Raw genomic sequence first — 18,668 nt, 5'->3', positions numbered from 1 at the left:
CCTCTAATAGAGTCTTTTATAAGAAATAGAATGTATAAAAGAGTTTTTAATTTAAAAGAAAGAGAATGTTTAGTATTAATTAATGTGTTAAAGGATTTATTAGAAAGTTTAGATTTAAGAGTTGTTAGTTTATAGATTGTTATAGGGATAGATTTAAAATAAATGAAAGATATAAAATGATTAAGAGTTTTAGAATGAATACTAATACTAGATTGATTAAAAGGTTTAGAGGGAATGAGTAATTTATAGATTGCTTTAACTCTAAAGAGTTTTGCGATGATAGAGAAATACTCTCTAAAGTATCTAAAGTAATAAAGAAGAGTTAATAAAGAGCTAGAATGCCCCCCCCCCCCCGCACTATAGCTTTAGGGATACTAGTAGATAGAAAATACATTTTATTTGTTTCCTTGAAAAATTGTCATTTTATTTATAGGTTTAGAAATAATTTTTATGCAATACTTAAAGTATAGATTATATAAAGACTACTTAAACTCTATGATTTTTATAATTTTAAAAAATAATTTTTTAAGATTTCATAAAATATAAAATACCGCTTTCAAGCCCTCTTAAGATAAAGATTGTAAATTTTCTTGATTTAAAACTACATTTTGAAAAAATTCTGTTACAATAACCCTCACACTAAACTTTATTATACAAGAGCAATCAATCATGGAAGATTTAAGAAAAAAAGAGATTTTAGAACAAAGTAAAATTATAGCTATTTATGGACTTTCTAATGATCCACAAAAACCAAGCTATCATGTAGCACAATACCTCATCCAAGCAGGTTATAAAATCGTGCCTATCAATCCAAAGGGTGGAGAAATCCTAGGAGAAAAAGTCTATCCCACACTAGAAGAAGCTACAAATGCCTATGATATTGATATTTTAGATATTTTTAGAAAAAGTGAAGCCCTTCCCTCTTTAGCCCAAGAGATTATTACTCTTCAAAACAAACCTAAATACATATGGGTGCAACTAGGACTTTCTAGCATACAAGCCAAAGAGATTTTAACCAATGCAAAGCTAGAATATGAGGAAAATAGCTGTATCAAACTAGAACACCAAAGGTTAATCCCATGATTGCATTATCAAAAATAGTAGATGCTAGAAAAAAATTAAACGGTATCACACAACACACAAAACTTGCCTATGCACCAAAGCTTAGCCTTTTAAGCAAAGCACAAATTTATCTTAAGCAAGAAAACTTGCAAAATACAGGTTCTTTTAAGCTTAGAGGGGCTTTTAATAAAATCTCTAATTTAACACAAGAGCAAAGGGAAAATGGCGTTATCGCAGCAAGTGCTGGTAACCACGCTCAAGGAGTGGCTTATAGTGCAAAACATTTTGGTATTAAAGCAGTGATTGTCATGCCAGAATCCACTCCGCTTTTAAAAGTAATGGGGGTAAAAGAGCTAGGAGCAGAAGCGATTTTGCATGGAAATAATTATGATGAATCTTATGCTTATGCCCTAGAATATGCCAAAAAGCATAATCTTTGCTTTATCCATCCTTTTGCTGATGATGAAGTAATCGCAGGACAAGGCACAATCGCCCTAGAAATGATAGAAGATCAAAGCAATCTTAGCACTATTGTTGTCCCAATAGGTGGTGGGGGATTAATCTGTGGGATTGCAGCTGCTTATAAACAAATGCTACCACACACTAAAATTATTGGAGTAGTGGCAAGTGGAGCCCCTGGAATGTATCATTCTTTTTACAAAAAAGAAATCCAAAGCACAAAATCTGTGCGAACTATCGCAGATGGCATTGCTGTAAGAGATGTCAATCCTCTAAATTTTGGATACATTTTAGAAAGTGTTGATGAGATTGTAAGTGTAGATGATGAAGAGATTGCAAATGCTATTCTTTATCTATTAGAAAACCAAAAGCTTGTCGTAGAAGGTGCAGGAGCAAGTGTAGTGGCAGCACTTTTACACCACAAATTCACCCTAAAAGAAAACGAGCAAGTAGGATTGATTTTAAGTGGTGGGAATATTGATGTAAATATGCTTGGAGTAATCATTGAAAAAGGTTTAGCAAGATCACACCGCAAAATGCGATTTTGCGTTACACTTATTGATAAACCTGGAAGCTTACAAGCACTTAGCAATCTCCTCTCAAAGCTTGGAGCAAATATCGTAAAAATTGACTTTGATAGAATTTCCACTTCGCTTACCTATGGCGATGCTAATGTAACGCTCTTTTTGGAAACCAAAGGCAAAGAACATCAAGAAGAGATTAGAAAAGAGCTAAAAGCTAATGGTTATGAGTTTATAGAAATCTAAAAATGCAAAAGCTTATTTATCCTCTTTTTTTAGTGCTTCTTGTGCTAGATTTTTGTATGCTTTTATGGGCGTTAAATACCCTAAGCATTAGCTATGATGAGGCAGTTGGGTTTTTCCACCCTGTAAAGCTAAACGACTATTTGGCAAATTTTGGAGTATGGATTTTTGGACAAAATGATTTAGGGCTTAGAATTCCTTTTGTTATTTTGCATTTATGCAATGCAGTTTTGCTTTTTATTTTTTCCTTAAAATTCCTAAAAAGAAGAGGCGATGCACTTTTATGTGTGGCAATCTTTATGCTACTTCCTGGAATTAATGCAAGCGCACTTTTAAGTATCAATAGCGGTGTGATTTTGTTTTTTACACTTTTATTATGCACTTATCAATTATATTTTAAATCCATTCCTTACTGGCTTTTAGCGATTATGGCATTTATAGATGGTGCTTTTTCTCTTATATTTTTGGCACTTTTATTCTATGGAATAGGCAAAAAAAACAATTTTTTAATCTTTATCTCTCTTGTTTTGTTTGCTTTTAATATGTATTTTTTTGGCACAGAGATAGGCGGACACCCTAAAAGCTATTTTTTAGACACTAATGGGCATTTATTTTTGATTTTTTCTCCTTTGCTTTATCTTTATTTTCTTTATGGGCTTTATCGTTATTTTAACTCAAACAACCGCCCTCTTATTTGGTATATTGCCTTTAGTGCTTTAATTTTTATTTTCTTGCTTTCTTTTAGACAAAAGGTAGAAATGGAGCTTTATGCACCTTTTTTAATCCTAGCACTTCCTTTGCTTGTAAGCCTTTATCTATCAGGACTTAGAGTGCGTTTGCCCCTTTTTAGAATGCATTATCGCATACCCTTTATAGCTACCTTATTGGTGCTTCTTTTATGCAATGCGACTTTGATTTTTTCTAAATTTCTTTTTGTATTTATTGAAGAAGGGGATAGACATTTTGCTTATGAGCATTTTATCGCAAAAGAACTTGCTACCTCTTTGCAAAAAAGGGGAATAAAATCTCTAAAAACCGATGATAAAGAATTACAAAAAAGATTAGAGTTCTACAAAATATCACCTAAAAATAATCCTATTTTAAGCACACAGGCTAAAAAGGGTGCTAAAAAAATTGAAATTGTATATTATAAAAAGCCTGTTGCCTCCTTTTATGTCCGCTAAAGCTTCTTTTACTCTTTTGGAAGCCTTGCTAATTCTTATGATTTTAGCAATTTTAAGCTCCATAAGCTTTAATACATTTTTTAAAAGTGATTTGATTTTAGCTCAAGATGAGATTTTAAAACATCTCCACTACACAAGATTTCTAGCACTCCATACACAAAAACACATCAGACAAAGCTATTTTTGTCAAAGCGATTTTTGCAAAGAAGAAATGGAACGCTATCAAGAAAGCTTTTGGCGTATCCAATTTAGTGAGTTAAAAAATATTGGTATAGCTTATTCTATCTTTAGTGATAGTGCTAGGATAAGAGAAAGTAAAAATTATGACGATCGCCCTATGGATAGCTTTGAATATGCTAGAGATTTAATGGATCATAAATATCTTGGTGTGTATAATTATAACAATACAAAATTTGCAAATCCTTTGCGTGATGGGAATTTTGCCCTAAGTAGTCGTTACAAAATTAGCAAGGTGGTTTTAAGGGGTTGTGGAGAGAGCTTTGATAAAAAAGGAAATCCCATAGGAGTAAGGATTTTGTTTGATTATCTAGGCAAGGCTTATTGCAAAATTCCTAAAGAAAAAGTCAGTCCGATAGAGAAACAAGCAATTTTGGAAATTTTTGATTTTCACAATAAAAGTGTAAAAATATGTATCACTCACAGTGGAATTATTAAAAAATGTTAAATTTATGCTATAATAAGTCAATATAAAGTATGAGGTAAATAAATTATCAAAGAAACAAACAAAAAAGCATTAGCTAAAAAGCAATTTGGACAAAATTTTTTGCAAGATGAATTTGTGCTAGATAAGATTATCCAATCCATTCCCAAAACCAACACACAAATCATTGAAATTGGGGCTGGCTTAGGTGATCTAACAAATAAGCTTTTAAGCTTAGGGGACATCACTGCTTATGAGGTTGATACGGAGTTGTTGCCCTATTTAAAGGAGCGATTTGCCAAAGAATTACAAAATGGCAAATTAAAATTACAAATGGGCGATATATTAAAAATATGGGAAGGAAAAAGCTTTAGGGAAAATCCCTACTTTTTAGTATCTAACCTTCCTTATTACATTGCTACTCTTTTGGTGCTTAAAGCTATCAAAGATCCTCTATGTGAGGGCTTTGTCGTAATGACACAAAAAGAGGTAGCAGAAAAATTTTGCGCAAGAGCTAAAGATAGTGATTTTGGTGCATTATCTGTTTTACTAGGCAGTGTGGGCGGAGGCGAATTAATCTTAGAAGTTCCAAAAGAAGCTTTTATCCCTCCACCTAAAGTAACTTCTGCTGTCTTTAGATGCCAAAAAACAAAAGAATGTGATTTTGCGTTTTTGCAAAATTTGGAAAAATTGTTACAAATTGCTTTTAGTGCTCCTAGAAAGACTTTGTTAAACAATCTACAAAAGCATTATGAAAAAGAAAAAATTTTAGAAGCTTTTGCCAAGCTTGAAATACAAGCAAATAGCAGACCTCATGAGATTGATACTCCCCTTTATCACCGACTTTTGGAAATCTTATAAAAGGCGGAATTATGGAAGAAAATAAAAATACACAAGAGACAACACAAACACAAAACAAAGAGAGGAGATATTTTAAGCCACGCGGACAAAATACACAACAAAAAGACGAAAATCGCCCACAAAGAAGGCATAATCCTAGATTTGACAAAAAATCGCACAATAGACAGAATAATGAGGGGCAAAATAACACAAACGATACAAAACCAAAACACAATAAAAATAGCAACTATGGCACAAAAGAGGTGCAACAATCCACAATGGAGCTTAAAAAAACCGTAGAGTTAAACGCTAAAGTGCATCAAAACTCTCTTAGCACACACTCGCAAGTGCATTTTAACCCAAATGGAAAAGTGAGAATTACTCCTATTGGAGGGCTAGGCGAGATTGGCGGAAATATGACTGTGATTGAAACACAAAATTCTGCGATTATCATTGATGCGGGTATGAGCTTCCCTGATTCTAGTATGCATGGGGTTGATATTTTAGTGCCAGATTTTAGCTATTTAGAAGTGATTAAAGATAAAATCGCAGGGATTATTATCACCCACGCACACGAAGATCATATCGGTGCTATGCCCTACCTATTTAAAAAATACCAATTTCCTATTTATGGCACACCGCTTCCTTTAGGGCTTATTGGTTCTAAATTTGATGAACATGGGCTTAAAAAATACCGTTCTTTATTTAGAGCTGTGGAGAAGAGAAAGCCTATTAGAATTGGAGAATTTGAGATTGAGTGGATTCATATCACACATTCTATTGTGGATTCTAGTGCGTTGGCTATCAAAACAGAAGCGGGACTAATCTTCCACACAGGAGATTTTAAAATAGATCACACACCCATTGATGGCTATCCTACAGATTTAAACAGAATTGCACACTATGGAGAACAAGGCGTATTGCTTTTACTTAGCGATTCTACAAACTCTCATAAAAGTGGCTATACACCCAGTGAAGCTAGTGTAGGCCCTGCTTTTGATTTGTTATTCTCTCGCTCTAAAGGACGCGTGATTATGAGCACATTTAGCTCCAATATCCATAGGGTTTATCAAGCTATAGAGCATGGGATAAAATATGGTAGAAAAGTATCTGTGATTGGTAGATCTATGGAAAAAAACTTAGAAATTGCTAGAACTTTAGGCTATATTGATTTGCCACAAAATATTTTTATAGAAGCCCATGAAGTAGCTAAATATCCTGATGAAGAAGTGCTAATAGTTACCACAGGTAGTCAAGGTGAAACTATGAGTGCATTATATAGAATGGCAACTGATGAGCATAGACATATTAAAATCAAGCCTAGCGATACAATCATCCTTTCAGCCAAAGCAATCCCTGGGAATGAAGGCTCTGTATCTAATGTGATTAATTTCATTACTAAAGCGGGTGCTAAAGTGTATTACCAAGACTTTAGCGAAATTCACACTAGCGGACATGCAGCACAAGAGGAGCAAAAACTTATGCTACGCCTTGTGAAACCTAAATTTTTCTTGCCTGTGCATGGAGAGTATAACCATATCTTAAAACACAAAGAAACTGCAATTTCTTGCGGGGTAGAAGAAAAAAATATCTATCTTATGGAAGATGGCGATCAAATGGAAATCTCCCATAACTATTTACGCAAAGTAAGAAGTGTAAAAACTGGTAAAACCTATATTGACAATCAAGTAAATTCTACAATCGCTAATGATGTGATTTTAGATAGACAAAACTTAGCAGAAAATGGAATAATTAGTATCTTTGTGCAACTCAACAAAGAGAAAAATTCTCTAGTAGGAAAACCCAGAATAAATTCTTTGGGAATTATTGCCAATAAAGATATGGTAGGCTTCAATAAAGAAATTGAAGAATTCTTCTCTTTATTTGCTAAAAACTGCAAAAAAGAACTCTACAATAATCAAAAAGCTATGGAAAATGAAATCCGTAACGCTTTAAGAAAGCTTCTTTTCAAAAAGACAAAACGCTATCCAACGCTTATGATTTATGCAAACCTCATCTAATGAGGTTTAACGCATATTTCTTTGCTTTTCATCATTGATTTTTTGAACTTTAATTAAAACTTCCACCATTGCTTGATAAAGTGTTTCTGGTATCTCACTATCAATATCCACATCTCTATAAAGTGCGCGTGCTAAAGGAGGATTTTCAATAACAGGGATGTCATTTTCCTTTGCAACTTCCTTAATTCTTTGGGCGATAAAATCCACACCTTTTGCAAGAACTCTTGGTGCATTTTCTTTTTTACTATCATAACGCAGTGCAACAGCATAATGCGTAGGGTTTGTTACTACTACATCAGCTGCTGGAATGTTTTGCATCATACGCTTTTTGGCTGCTTGAAACATCAAAGAGCGTATTTTTCCTTTTACTTGCTGATCTCCTTCTTGGTTTTTAAACTCATCTTTAACTTCTTGTTTTGTCATTCTTAAAGATTTATAGTATTGGTAGCGTTTTAGCAAATAATCCACACTTGCCATCACTAAAAAAAATGCTAATAAAATGGCAATCAAAATTAATGCTTTATCCCTAAACCAAATCATTTGTTGAAAAACTGGAAACAAAGAAACCTCTGTAAGTTCTTTAATAAAGCTCAAAAACACAAAAAACCCTATCACAAAGGCTAAAAGCACTTTTGTGGTGATTAAAAAACCATCTAGTAATTTTTTTAGTGAAAAAAGATTTTTTAAACCTGTGATAAAGTTTAACTTTTGGAATTTTGGCTGGATAGCTTTAGTAGTTAGCAAAAATCCGCTTTGTGCGATATTTGCAACCACTCCTGCTATCATCAAAGCTGCAAAAATAGGAGCTAACAAAAGTGCCATTTGATAGACAAGTGAAAGGGTTAGCGACATAGCATTTTCTATCGTAAATTCTTGAGAGAAAAGCGCATAAACTTGATGGAATACACTTCCTAATCCACCTACCCAAAAATTAAAACAAATAAAAATTAAAACAAGTCCCACAACCATACCCAAAAAGGCATTAACATCGGGACTTTTTAGAACATTCCCCTCTTCTCTTGCTTTTTCAATCTTGCGCGCGGAGGGTTCTTCTGTCTTTTCTTCTTCATCAGCCATTTAGTGCCTCTTTATAATCTTGTGGTGTGTTTAAATTTCTTGTTTGCTGTATGGGTATTTCAACAAAATTTGCTTTTATTAAATCTAATAATTTTAAAAGCTTATAGTCTTGTTTTTTGATTTGTTCTTCTATTATTTGTAGGGATTTATAGGTATAAACTCCAATAAGCGGATGGATTTTATCATTTTTAAAAAAGGTGGGAACTTTTCTTTTTTCATAAGAAAAAAGTAGATTTTTTACACTCTCTTGTGTTAAAAAAGGAGTATCTACACTTAACACAAACACATCTTTTTGTAAAACTTCTAAAATAGTCTTTAAGCCAAAAATAGGCGCAAAAATATCCTTTGTAGTATCCAAAATACTAGAAATATTTAAAGAATTTTCAAAAACCTCTTTGGAAGAAAAATAAATCTCTTCAAAAATGCTTTTAAATTTGTTAGCTTGAAAAGAGGCTAAATTTGTGCCATGAAATTCTAGCAATTCTTTTCTTGTTCCCATTCTTTTACTAGCACCACCGCATAAAATCACACAAGGTAACAAAAAATTCCTTTTTATAACTTTTTATCTTCTATAGGTAATATATACAAAATTATAACCAAAAGTTTTATAATTTCACCCTTTGACAATCTTCTAATCCAATAAAACCACTAATAAACTCTAAATTATTTTAATAAGGTTTTTAATGTATTAATAATCTTAAAAAAAGCAAATCTTTAGTTTTTTCCTTAGTTTGCTTTATAGAACCTTTTGTAATTATTTACAATCTTTTAGGATTATTCTTGTGATTTTTACATAGCTATTTCATCACTATAATTCACACTATCATAATTATTAGCTACCATTTTAGAGGTTGTTACTTTTTTGTAAGTATTTCATATTTGCCTTTCGCAATATTGTTACCACAAACAATCCTATAATTCTCCATTAAATTATTTGTTTTTCTTTATTTTTGCTATTTTTAGCATTCCAATACTCTTAGGATCTCTAAAATACAATCCCAAACATTTAAATATTTCAAAAATAAATTTAAAGTTTCTTTGATATATTTTTGTATTTATTTAGTTTTGGTATGATTAGGCATTTTATTTATAGGAGTTTTTTTTGCTAATTGATAGTTTTGGACGCAAGATTGACTATATCCGAGTAAGCATTACAGAAAGATGTAATTTCCGCTGTGTGTATTGTATGCCAAATACCCCTATGGATTTAGGAAAAGAAGAAGATGATGTCCCTTTAAATAGCGTTTTAAATTTTATCAAAGTTGCTATCAATGAAGGTGTAAAAAAGATACGCATTACAGGCGGAGAACCACTTTTACGCAAAGGGATTGTGGATTTTATCGCACAAATTTGCGCTTATAAAAGCGATATTGATATTGCACTCACAACAAATGCTTTTTTACTAGCCCCCATAGCACAAGATTTAAAAAATGCAGGTTTAAAAAGAATTAACATTTCACTAGATTCATTAAAAAAAGAAAAAATTGTTTGTATTTCAAAACGCGATGGATTAGAAAAAATCCTAGCAGGTATCCAAAAAGCAAAAGAAGTGGGCTTTATCATTAAGCTTAACATGGTTCCACTAAAAGGTATCAACGAAGATGAAATTATAGAGATTTTAGAATATGGTATCAAACTTGGTGTTGGAGTAAGATTTATTGAATTTATGGAAAATATCCACGCTAAAAGCGACACAAAAGGGCTTAGAGCCTATGAAATCCTAGAAAAAATCCAACAAAAATATGATTATGAACTCATAAAAAAAGAGCTTTTTGGTCCTGCTACACTTTTTAAAATCCCAAAAATACAAGATTATGTCTTTGGTATCATTGCCCCCCATAATGATGATTTTTGCAAAACTTGCAATAGAATCCGCTTAAGCAGTGAGGGCAAATTAATCCCTTGTCTTTACCATGAAAATGCGCTTGATATTAAAGAAGCTATGCTACATGCAGACACGGAAGAGATTTTAAAAAACCTTAAACTTTGTATTGAAAATAAGCCTGAAAAGAATGATTGGAATGAAAATGAGATTTCCAACAGAGCATTTTATAAAACTGGAGGTTAATTATCAAATAATAATAATTTTCTTTTAAGAATTATTATGTATAATTTCACTAACTTTTAAAACATAAAAGTGGTATAATGAAACTTGAAACTATAAATTAAAGGAGTTCAATATGAGTAAAGTAGTAGAAACACTCAAACAAATTCAAGCAGATTCAATGGTATTTTTTATCAAACTTCACAACTATCATTGGAATGTAACTGGTATGGACTTTCACCCTGTGCATAAAGCACTAGAAGAAATGTATGATGATATGGCAGATTTAATGGACGATATGGCCGAGCGTGTATTGCAACTAGGTGCCAAGCCTTATGTAACTACAAAAGATATGCTAGCTGCCTCTAAAATCAAAGAAGAGAGTGCCACAAACTTTGATTCTAAAACAATCTTAAAAGCTGTTTTGCCTGATTATGAATATTTCCTAAAATCTTTTAGAGAATTGTCTGATTTAGCAGGTGAAGCAAATGATAAAGCTACAGTAGCATTAGCAGATGAAAAGGTAGCAGGATTAGAAAAAGCTCTTTGGATGCTAAAAGCACAACTTGCTTAATTTTTGCGAGTTTCCCTCGCAAAACTTCTAAATTCTCTTTCTATTAAAAAATTAAATTTTATTTTTTGTAAAAATTTGTAACAAATCTCTATAAGTATTTATAATTATTACTATTTCATTAATATTTTTACAAAACTCAAAAACTTACTACAAAATTTACATTTATCTATCAAATTGCTCTAATAAATTATTACCTTCTAAAGACAATCTATTGCCACTACAAACAACAAAAACCGCATAGCATTAAAACAAAATTTCAAAACCTTTAAAAAAGCATTCTATAAAATCTCAAAACTTCTAGAATTTATTAAAAGTTTGTTCCATCGCTTCTTGTAATAACACTCTTTTTATCACTACAAGACTTGCTTAGATAAATTAAAGATTGGGATAGTTTGTTTATCAAAGCTAGTTCCCACTTTTCCTTAATCAATTAAAATTTTAGTTTGTTTTCTAAACTTCTCATCACTAGGCTTTATTTGCCATAAAACATCTTTTTATTACTCTAAATAAATTTTATTGCAAAGATGTTTAAAATATTGTAGATTGCTTCAGCCTTTAAAGGCTTCATAAGGAAAATAAGAGATTTCTACAAACCCCAAAAACCTCATAATAGCAATTATTAGCCATCTTAAAAATTGTAAGAGTGCATTCTTTCAAACTATTTTAATAAATTAGCAATTTCTTTAGCATGGTAGGTGATAATAATATCTGCTCCTGCACGCTTAAAGCCTATCATTGTTTCTAATAACACTCTTTCATAATCAATAAGTCCTGCTTTTTGTGCAAACTTTAACATTGCATATTCTCCACTCACATTATAAACTGCAAGAGGCAATAGCGTCCTTTCTCTAATATCGCGCACAATATCAAGATAAGCTAAGGCAGGTTTTACCATTAAAATATCTGCCCCTTGTGCTTCATCTTCTAAACTTTCTAAAATTGCTTCTCTGCGATTTGCAGGGCTTTGCTGGTAGCTTCTTCTATCTCCAAAACTTGGTGTGCTTTGTGCTACATCACGGAATGGTCCATAATAACCACTTGCAAATTTTGTAGAATAACTCATCAAAGGAATATGGCTAAAACCATTAGCATCAAGATGTGTGCGTAATGAAATAATCATTCCATCCATCATACCACTAGGTGCTATCAAATCCGCTCCATTTTGTGCCAAAACTAAAGCCTGTTTGTTTAAAATCTCTAATGTTAAATCATTATCCACACTTTCTAGCTTTGGATTTAAAATCCCACAATGTCCATGATCTGTATATTCGCAAAAACACAAATCCACACTTACTAAAAAATGAGGAAATTCTTTTTTAATTGCTCTTAATGCCTTTGGGATAATCCCCTCTTCACTTAAAGCTTCGCTACCTATACTATCTTTAAAAGCAGGAATTCCAAAAAGCATAATCGCCCTAATCCCCAAACTATCTAACACACCGCATTCTTTAAGTGCCTCATCAATGCTTAATTGAAAAACATCTGGCATAGTTTCAATAGCATTTTTAATTCCCTCTCCATGTGTGATAAAAAGAGGATAAATTAAGTCTTTTGTGTTTAGAGTGGTTTCATTTACAAGCTCTCTAATATTTGAATTTAATCGCATTCTTCTTAGTCTTTTAAACATTGTTTGGTCCTTTTTGTTTTTTGGATATTACTCCTTTAATGCTGAAAATATTTTGATTATTTTTATGAAGATAATCTAACACTAACTCTTGTGCTTCAAGAGTGCTTTTAATAATGTAAATTCCAAGTCCTAAGCCACCATTTTTGCTAGAATTTTTATCCTTAAAAAAAGGCTTAGAATGATCTTTAAGTGTATAAGGTAAAGGAGGTGCATAATTTACAATCATTAAATCATTTTCTTCTATTTTAATTTCTACCAAACCTTCACTTTTGTATTTCAAAGCATTATCTAAGAGATTTTTAATTGCAAGAGTTAGCATTTCAAAATCACATCTAAGATAATATTCTTCCTTTGGCAAAATAAATAATGAAGAGATTTGATCTTCTTCTACAAGAAGCATCTTAAAGACTTTTTGCAAAACTTCTTGAAGTTTATAGTTTTGTTTATTTAAACAATAATTCCTAGAACTCAATTCCTCAATCTTTGCAAACTCATTAATTAAAGAATTTAAACGCTCAAACACAGAACATAAGCGTTCTTTATAAAGAGCATTATCAATCATTTCAGCTGTAATTCTACCTTTAGTAATAGGGGTTTTTAACTCATGCATAATAGAGCGTAAAAAAAGATGTCGCGATTGATTTAAGGCATTGATTTTCATCACTGCATTATCAAATTCTCTTGCAAGCTCACCTATTTCATCATTTTGTGGAATAGAAAAAGTAATATTTTGCTGTCCTTCTGCAAATCTTCTAATTTTTTTACGCAAAATATTAAGAGGCAAAATGCTCTTAATCACTAAAACAAAGAGAAAAATCACTATCAAAAAGGCTGTAAATGTGATAATATAATAATTAATAAGATTATGAGAATGAATATCTCCATAAACTTTCCACTCAAATGGGGTTTGTAAAAAAAGATAAAAACCTTCTTCCTCTTTAATAATTTTAGCAATAATCCCATTAGTTAAATTAGGTAACGCTTGATTTTCAAACTTTTCTAGAGTATGGGTATTTGTAATCTTTGTCAATCCTAACTCATAAAGATATTTTTCAATAAGCTCTACATTATCACCAAATCTTACAAGTTGGTTTATAGTGGTTAAAAATTGGCTATAACGCAACTGATTATCTGCAATTTCCTTATTAATCTCTTCGCGGATAAAATAATAAGAAAATGCACTAAGTCCAACAATAGCTGCTATAAACAAAATCGTAATTTTAATAATAATAGAATTTCTAATCATTTTAACTGTAATTTATATCCCACACCACGAATAGAAACAATGTATTTTTGCCCATCTTTTTCTATTTTAGAACGCAATCTCCCCATAATCACATCTATGCTTTTATTTGTGCTATCTGGATTAATAGATTCTGCTTGCCCTGCAATCGCTTCACGGCTTAAAGCTTGATTTTTATTCTCTAACATAAAACTTAAAATTTCAAATTCTGCTTTTGTTAAGTCTAAAAGTTCAGTTCCTAAGTAAATCTCTCTACTACCTCTATCAAGCTTGAAAGGCTCAATGGACAGTTTATTTTCTTGTTGGGAACTTTTATTATTATAACGCCTTAAAACACTGTGAATTCTAGCTATCAATTCTTTTGGATCATAAGGTTTAGGAAGATAATCATCAGCACCATATTCTAATGCAAGCACTTTATCATCTATATCGTGTCGAGCAGAAGTGATTATTATTGGGATACTTTTTTCCTTTGCGACCTTCTTACAAACCTCAAGACCATCTAAGTTTGGGAGTGTTAGATCTAAAAGAAGGAGGTCAAAATGCTGAGTGTTAATTGCACTCATACCCGTATAGGGTTCATCATAATTTGTTATGTTTATATTATGAGCCTCGAGATATTCACTAAGAATAGTCGCCAACTCTAAATCATCTTCTATCATCAACACTTTCAGCATGGCATCTTCCCTTTAAAAAGGAGGATTGGGTATTTTAGGGGGTTAAAAAATAAAACGGGAAGATGCCTACTAAATTTGACAATATTTTCAAAGAACTTACTCACACTAAGTGTCCTTAAACAAAGGAGGAGTGGATGAAATATCCTTACATACAAAGGAAACAAGTTTGACTTATAGTCTTGCTTGTATCTCAACTCATCCGATTGAGATGTTGAAATTATAAAATGATAAAGTAAATCAAAAGTAAATAGCTTTAATTTTCTCATAAATTATTCCTTTTTTCATCAATAATAGCTAGGACAAATTCTAAAAAATTTAAAATCATATCCACCTTATCTTCAATATTTCTGTTATTTGGGGATTGCATACCTTCAAATAAAACCAAAATTCTCTCCTGCAAAGAATTCAAAAAATTTTCTTCTTGCTGGTAAAATTTTATAAGTTGTTCTTTTAGCTCTTCTGCATCTTTTAAGTCCAACTTTGCTATTTTTCGTTCATAAGGATTTTTTTCTTGAGATTTAGCCTCTAAAATCTCATCTTGTGGCAAGACTTCCAAAAGAGCATCCCTCTCTTTAATAGGCTCTTCTTGTGTTGGCACACTATTTGTATCAATTTCTGCTAATGTTTGCAAGATTGCTTCTTTTAGTTCCATAACTGTAACAACCACCTTTCAAATTCATTATATTCAATAGAACTATCCATTTGTATAAAAAGGTTTAACATAGCCTCATTATCAGGTTTGCCATAATTTTTTCTATTGCTTCTTAAGCGTAATAAAGCCACTTTAGCTTCTGTATTATTAGGATCTTTTTGTAAAATCTCTTCATAAATTTGTGCGGCTTCATGACGATGTCCTTGTAATTCATAAATACTCGCAAGAGTGAAAGTTTTCAAAAATTACTCCTCACACATCTTAGCAATAATATTTCCCATTTCTTCTGTATTGCAAAGAGTTTTTGCACCAAAATCTGCAATATCTTTAGTGCGATATCCCTCTTTTAGTGCAAGCTTGATTGCATTATCTATACAATTTGCCGCTTCTTCCTCTTTTAGCGAATAGCGGAGCATCATAGAAGCACTCGCGATTGTAGCAATAGGGTTTGCTATACCTAATCCTGCAATATCAGGAGCACTTCCATGTATAGGCTCATAAATAGCATGTTTTGTCCCAATAGAAGCCGATGGTAAAAGCCCAATAGAGCCACTTAGCATACTTGCCTCATCGCTTAAAATATCGCCAAATAAATTTTCTGTTAAAAGCACATCAAAATATTTTGGATTACGCACAAGTTGCATTGCAGCATTATCCACATACATATGGCTTAGCTCCACATCTTGATATTCTTTAGCCACTTCATTGACAATCTCTCTCCAAAGCTGGCTTACATCTAGCACATTTGCCTTATCTACAGAGCAAACGCGTTTATTGCGTTTTTGTGCTGCACTAAATGCAATGTGTGCGATACGCCTTATCTCATCTGCACTATAAACCATTGTATTATAGGCTCTATTTTGCTCTCTTCCTTTTGGTGTGCCAAAATAGATTCCACCTATAAGCTCCCTTACCACCAAAATATCCACACCCTTTATTACTTCTTCTTTAAGAGTGCTTGCACTAACTAATTCATCATAAACAATGGCTGGACGGAAATTTGCAAATACTTCTAGTGATTTTCTAAGCTTTAAAAGTCCGCTCTCTGGTCTTAGCTCTCTGGGTAAATTATCCCATTTTGTGCCACCAATCGCACCAAAAAGCGTAGCGTCTGCTTTAAGACAACCCTCAATCGTAGAATCTGGCAATGGAGTTTTGGTTAAATCATAGGCGATTCCACCCATAAGATAATCTTCAAATTCCAAAGAAAAATTAAATTTCTTTGCCACAACATTTAGGACTTTGGTAGCCTCATTGATAATCTCAGGCCCTATTCCATCGCCCTTAATAAGAGCAATTTTATAATTTCTCATCTATTTTTCCTTTGTTTGTGTTTTAGCATATGGGATTAAGCCTCCGCTCTTTAAAAGCTCTAGCATAAATGCAGGAATGGGACTAAAATGGTATTGTGTGTTTTGTGTGAGATTTTTTACCACTCCTGCTTCTAAATCAATTTCTAAACTATCTCCCTCATTAATTGCATCTACTTCTTGGATTTCTAAAATAGGAAGTCCTGTATTAAAAGCATTACGATAAAAAATTCTTGCATAGCTTTTTGCAATCACTGCACTAATTTTTGCTCCTTTGATTGCCACAGGTGCATGCTCCCTACTAGAACCACAACCAAAATTCTCCCCTGCTACAATAATATCTCCCTCATCAATCAAGCTTACAAAATCCGATCTTGCATCTTCCATTAAATGCGAAGCTAGAACTTTTTCATCACTTGTATTTAAATATCTTGCTGCAATGATTAAATCCGTATCTATATTATCTCCAAATTTCCACACTTTTCCTTGCATTTTCTATTCCTCGTCCTCATAAACTTCTAATTTTGTGCCATTCCAATACCAATTTTTGCTATAAAGCTTCTTTTTAAATTCCTGCGGAACTTTCAAAAAGAAGACGCGTTGTGGCTCTATATCTGCACTCAATAACGAATGCTCGATACTTAAAATTAAATTTTCTGCACTAGCAATTTTACAATGCTCCACTAAAACCTCTTGACTAGCTTGAGAGATAATTGTCATCGCCTTTCCTTATATCTTGGCATTTATTAAAGCTCTATATTATAACACATTTCCAAAACTCTAGGGTTTTATTCTGCTTGTTTTTACTCTTTTTGCATTTATTTATTCCATTCTAAAGATTTTGTAATAACTATATAGTTTGCTTCATCATTTTACTTCTTGCAATGACAAAAAAGATAAATAAAAGCTTTACAAATTTTAAATTTATAGCCATTAAGCAAAAAATAAGGGGGGGGGGGGGCAAAATAACAGCTTTATTTTAATTTTAAGGAGTAAAAATGAAATTATCTCTCATTGCTTCAAGAGCGATATTAGGTTTAGGTTTATTAGGTGGTGCAAATGCCTTATTTGCAACAGAAGTTACAATTAGTTCAAGCACTGATATTGGCACTTATTTTGATATAAATGAAAAAAGCAATGATCTTACCTTAAAAGAAGACAAAAGAGGTGCTGATTTAACTATTAATATGGGTTATGAGGGTGATTTAAATAATGATGTTAAAGAAAATGATGCAACAAAAGATAAAAGAAAACTCAATATTGATTTAGGAGAACACGCCCTAACAATCAAAGCTACTACGGCTAGTGCTAAGTATTCTCACTATATCGGAAATGTAAATATCAATGCAAAAAGTGTTGCATTGCAAGATATGCACTTACAAGCAACCTATGGTGGAAGCGTGATTAATGGTGCTACTACAATGAATGGGACAGAAGATGTATTTACCATTACCAATAAAGGAGAGGCAAACGAAACTATAACAATCAATAAAAATCCTGATGAGTTTGCTTCAGTGGTGAGTATCTTCTCGCATATTGGGGGCTTAGATACCAATAATGCTTCTTTAACTATCAATGGTGATTTTAAAGCGGATAAAACTTATTTTAATGGCTTTAATGTAGGCAAAAACTATCTAAATTTCAACATCAATGGTGAAGCAAATATCACAAATTCTGTCATTTCAGTAGGACAAAATAGCCTAAATAGCCTTGTTTTAGATAGATTTGTCTATGTGAGTGCGGATAAATTTAATGCAGATGTAACTACTAGCAATATCGCAAGTGGCTCTATTGCACAACACGCAAGTGTGGTAATTAGCGACAATAAACTAGCACAAGATTTTATTAAAGAAGATGGAAATGCCTATTTCACACCTATGGATGTAAAAAACTTCACAGATTATAAGCTAAGCGTAGATAAAGGCAATGGCAAGGAATCTTTAATTGTTAGTGGTGGTTTTACTGATAAGATTAAAGATTTAAAAGAAGTGGCAAATTTTGAAATTGAATACCTAAAAGCAGCTGCTAAAGAAGCAGGACTTGCAAAAGACGAGCTTGATGGTAGCGGATTGCTTCAAGCAAAAGATGATGCAACCGAGCTTGAAAAGCAAGTTATTGCAGATTTTAACGCACAAATCACAGCTAAAAAAGATTTGATTACTAAAATTGATGGTAGTGGCGCAAGCTTTGATGATATTTTAAAAGCACAAGGTGTAAATGTAGCAGAAGCTGATAAATCTATTGCAGAAAATATCTTTAATGGTGTAAAAGAAGCTAAAGATAATAACTACTATGCACTTTTAGCAACAGGTTCTATGGGTGGAGCAAGCAACACTGAAAAAACCATTACTTCCCTCAAATCCTCTGGCAACCTAAGCGAAGCACAAGGCATCTTTAATAGCTTGATTAACTCTAGCATTAATGCAGGAGTTGGCGTGGGTGCAATCACCAATAAAAACTTCTTTAAAGATGT

19 protein-coding genes are annotated in these 18,668 nt (G+C 32.4%); 9 read left to right on the top strand and 10 right to left on the bottom strand.

What is annotated here, in order from left to right; all coding sequences use genetic code 11:
- The first annotated feature begins 669 nt into the window (after window positions 1-669).
- From B6S12_RS09320 to B6S12_RS09295, 6 genes are all read left to right on the top strand, one after another.
- Complete coding sequence (locus B6S12_RS09320) at window positions 670-1,083, top strand: CoA-binding protein (protein WP_111230519.1); 414 nt, start codon at window positions 670-672, stop codon at window positions 1,081-1,083.
- Window positions 1,080-2,288, top strand: a complete 1,209-nt coding sequence (gene ilvA / locus B6S12_RS09315) for a threonine ammonia-lyase (protein ID WP_111230518.1) — start codon at window positions 1,080-1,082, stop codon at window positions 2,286-2,288. Before B6S12_RS09320 ends, ilvA begins: the two co-directional genes overlap by 4 nt.
- 2 nt (window positions 2,289-2,290) lie before the next feature.
- Window positions 2,291-3,469, top strand: coding sequence for a hypothetical protein (locus tag B6S12_RS09310; RefSeq protein WP_245892642.1), 1,179 nt, complete (start codon window positions 2,291-2,293; stop codon window positions 3,467-3,469).
- Window positions 3,459-4,154: a prepilin-type cleavage/methylation domain-containing protein gene (locus tag B6S12_RS09305; RefSeq protein WP_181451025.1), complete on the top strand. Its 696-nt coding sequence runs from the start codon at window positions 3,459-3,461 to the stop codon at window positions 4,152-4,154. The genes B6S12_RS09310 and B6S12_RS09305 overlap by 11 nt, the downstream gene beginning before the upstream one ends.
- Before the next feature lie 99 nt (window positions 4,155-4,253).
- Complete coding sequence (gene rsmA, locus B6S12_RS09300) at window positions 4,254-4,991, top strand: 16S rRNA (adenine(1518)-N(6)/adenine(1519)-N(6))-dimethyltransferase RsmA (RefSeq protein WP_245892641.1); 738 nt, start codon at window positions 4,254-4,256, stop codon at window positions 4,989-4,991.
- Window positions 4,992-5,002: 11 nt separating this feature from the next.
- Window positions 5,003-6,991, top strand: coding sequence for a ribonuclease J (locus tag B6S12_RS09295; RefSeq protein WP_111230516.1), 1,989 nt, complete (start codon window positions 5,003-5,005; stop codon window positions 6,989-6,991).
- 6 nt (window positions 6,992-6,997) lie between these two features.
- Here the strand turns inward: B6S12_RS09295 and flhB are convergent, their stop codons facing one another.
- A complete protein-coding gene (flhB, locus tag B6S12_RS09290; RefSeq protein ID WP_111230515.1) occupies window positions 6,998-8,068 on the bottom strand; it encodes a flagellar biosynthesis protein FlhB in 1,071 nt (356 codons plus the stop codon).
- Window positions 8,061-8,609 carry a molybdenum cofactor guanylyltransferase gene (locus tag B6S12_RS09285; RefSeq protein WP_111230514.1) on the bottom strand — a complete coding sequence of 183 codons (549 nt, stop codon included), beginning with the start codon at window positions 8,607-8,609 and terminating at the stop codon, window positions 8,061-8,063. Before B6S12_RS09285 ends, flhB begins: the two co-directional genes overlap by 8 nt.
- A gap of 561 nt (window positions 8,610-9,170) precedes the next feature.
- Between B6S12_RS09285 and moaA the strand changes: the two genes are divergently transcribed.
- Complete coding sequence (moaA, locus tag B6S12_RS09280) at window positions 9,171-10,136, top strand: GTP 3',8-cyclase MoaA (protein WP_111230513.1); 966 nt, start codon at window positions 9,171-9,173, stop codon at window positions 10,134-10,136.
- A gap of 112 nt (window positions 10,137-10,248) precedes the next feature.
- On the top strand, window positions 10,249-10,686 hold the full coding sequence (locus B6S12_RS09275; protein ID WP_111230512.1) for a Dps family protein: 438 nt from the start codon (window positions 10,249-10,251) through the stop codon (window positions 10,684-10,686).
- A 658-nt stretch (window positions 10,687-11,344) separates the two neighbouring features.
- Here the strand turns inward: B6S12_RS09275 and hemB are convergent.
- The 8 genes from hemB to B6S12_RS09230 all read right to left on the bottom strand — a co-directional run bounded on the left by hemB (window position 11,345) and on the right by B6S12_RS09230 (window position 16,915).
- Complete coding sequence (gene hemB / locus B6S12_RS09270; RefSeq protein WP_111230511.1) at window positions 11,345-12,313, bottom strand: porphobilinogen synthase; 969 nt, start codon at window positions 12,311-12,313, stop codon at window positions 11,345-11,347.
- Window positions 12,306-13,559 carry an ArsS family sensor histidine kinase gene (locus B6S12_RS09265; RefSeq protein ID WP_111230510.1) on the bottom strand — a complete coding sequence of 418 codons (1,254 nt, stop codon included), beginning with the start codon at window positions 13,557-13,559 and terminating at the stop codon, window positions 12,306-12,308. Before B6S12_RS09265 ends, hemB begins: the two co-directional genes overlap by 8 nt.
- Window positions 13,556-14,233, bottom strand: coding sequence for a response regulator transcription factor (locus B6S12_RS09260; RefSeq protein WP_111230509.1), 678 nt, complete (start codon window positions 14,231-14,233; stop codon window positions 13,556-13,558). The genes B6S12_RS09265 and B6S12_RS09260 overlap by 4 nt, the downstream gene beginning before the upstream one ends.
- 262 nt (window positions 14,234-14,495) lie before the next feature.
- Entirely contained in the window at window positions 14,496-14,885 is a 390-nt protein-coding gene (locus B6S12_RS09250) for a CiaD-like domain-containing protein (protein ID WP_111230507.1), read from the bottom strand.
- On the bottom strand, window positions 14,876-15,127 hold the full coding sequence (locus tag B6S12_RS09245; RefSeq protein ID WP_111230506.1) for a tetratricopeptide repeat protein: 252 nt from the start codon (window positions 15,125-15,127) through the stop codon (window positions 14,876-14,878). The genes B6S12_RS09250 and B6S12_RS09245 overlap by 10 nt, the downstream gene beginning before the upstream one ends.
- Before the next feature lie 3 nt (window positions 15,128-15,130).
- Window positions 15,131-16,198 (bottom strand): 3-isopropylmalate dehydrogenase, encoded by a 1,068-nt coding sequence (gene leuB, locus B6S12_RS09240; RefSeq protein WP_111230505.1) that lies wholly within the window; start codon window positions 16,196-16,198, stop codon window positions 15,131-15,133.
- Complete coding sequence (locus B6S12_RS09235; protein ID WP_111230504.1) at window positions 16,199-16,687, bottom strand: 3-isopropylmalate dehydratase small subunit; 489 nt, start codon at window positions 16,685-16,687, stop codon at window positions 16,199-16,201.
- A 3-nt stretch (window positions 16,688-16,690) separates the two neighbouring features.
- Window positions 16,691-16,915, bottom strand: a complete 225-nt coding sequence (locus B6S12_RS09230; protein ID WP_111230503.1) for a hypothetical protein — start codon at window positions 16,913-16,915, stop codon at window positions 16,691-16,693.
- Window positions 16,916-17,193: 278 nt separating this feature from the next.
- Here B6S12_RS09230 and B6S12_RS09225 point away from each other — a divergent pair.
- Window positions 17,194-18,668: hypothetical protein (locus B6S12_RS09225; RefSeq protein WP_146239361.1), on the top strand; the 1,475-nt coding region annotated here is incomplete at its 3' end.

The organism is Helicobacter valdiviensis (genome assembly GCF_003245365.1).
Taxonomy (GTDB): Bacteria; Campylobacterota; Campylobacteria; order Campylobacterales; family Helicobacteraceae; genus Helicobacter_D; species Helicobacter_D valdiviensis.
The sequence above is the reverse complement of the archived record's forward strand: the minus strand, read 5'-3'. Positions and strand labels throughout refer to the sequence as shown.

Excerpts from the sequence above, each read along its gene's own strand:
- B6S12_RS09320 (WP_111230519.1), top strand. The coding sequence starts at position 670 with ATGGAAGATTTAAGAAAAAAAGAGATTTTAGAACAAAGTAAAATTATA.
- ilvA (WP_111230518.1), top strand. The coding sequence starts at position 1,080 with ATGATTGCATTATCAAAAATAGTAGATGCTAGAAAAAAATTAAACGGT.
- B6S12_RS09310 (WP_245892642.1), top strand. The coding sequence starts at position 2,291 with ATGCAAAAGCTTATTTATCCTCTTTTTTTAGTGCTTCTTGTGCTAGAT.
- B6S12_RS09305 (WP_181451025.1), top strand. The coding sequence starts at position 3,459 with ATGTCCGCTAAAGCTTCTTTTACTCTTTTGGAAGCCTTGCTAATTCTT.
- B6S12_RS09295 (WP_111230516.1), top strand. The coding sequence starts at position 5,003 with ATGGAAGAAAATAAAAATACACAAGAGACAACACAAACACAAAACAAA.
- flhB (WP_111230515.1), bottom strand. The coding sequence starts at position 8,068 with ATGGCTGATGAAGAAGAAAAGACAGAAGAACCCTCCGCGCGCAAGATT.
- B6S12_RS09275 (WP_111230512.1), top strand. The coding sequence starts at position 10,249 with ATGAGTAAAGTAGTAGAAACACTCAAACAAATTCAAGCAGATTCAATG.
- hemB (WP_111230511.1), bottom strand. The coding sequence starts at position 12,313 with ATGTTTAAAAGACTAAGAAGAATGCGATTAAATTCAAATATTAGAGAG.
- B6S12_RS09265 (WP_111230510.1), bottom strand. The coding sequence starts at position 13,559 with ATGATTAGAAATTCTATTATTATTAAAATTACGATTTTGTTTATAGCA.
- B6S12_RS09260 (WP_111230509.1), bottom strand. The coding sequence starts at position 14,233 with ATGCTGAAAGTGTTGATGATAGAAGATGATTTAGAGTTGGCGACTATT.
- B6S12_RS09250 (WP_111230507.1), bottom strand. The coding sequence starts at position 14,885 with ATGGAACTAAAAGAAGCAATCTTGCAAACATTAGCAGAAATTGATACA.
- leuB (WP_111230505.1), bottom strand. The coding sequence starts at position 16,198 with ATGAGAAATTATAAAATTGCTCTTATTAAGGGCGATGGAATAGGGCCT.
- B6S12_RS09235 (WP_111230504.1), bottom strand. The coding sequence starts at position 16,687 with ATGCAAGGAAAAGTGTGGAAATTTGGAGATAATATAGATACGGATTTA.
- B6S12_RS09230 (WP_111230503.1), bottom strand. The coding sequence starts at position 16,915 with ATGACAATTATCTCTCAAGCTAGTCAAGAGGTTTTAGTGGAGCATTGT.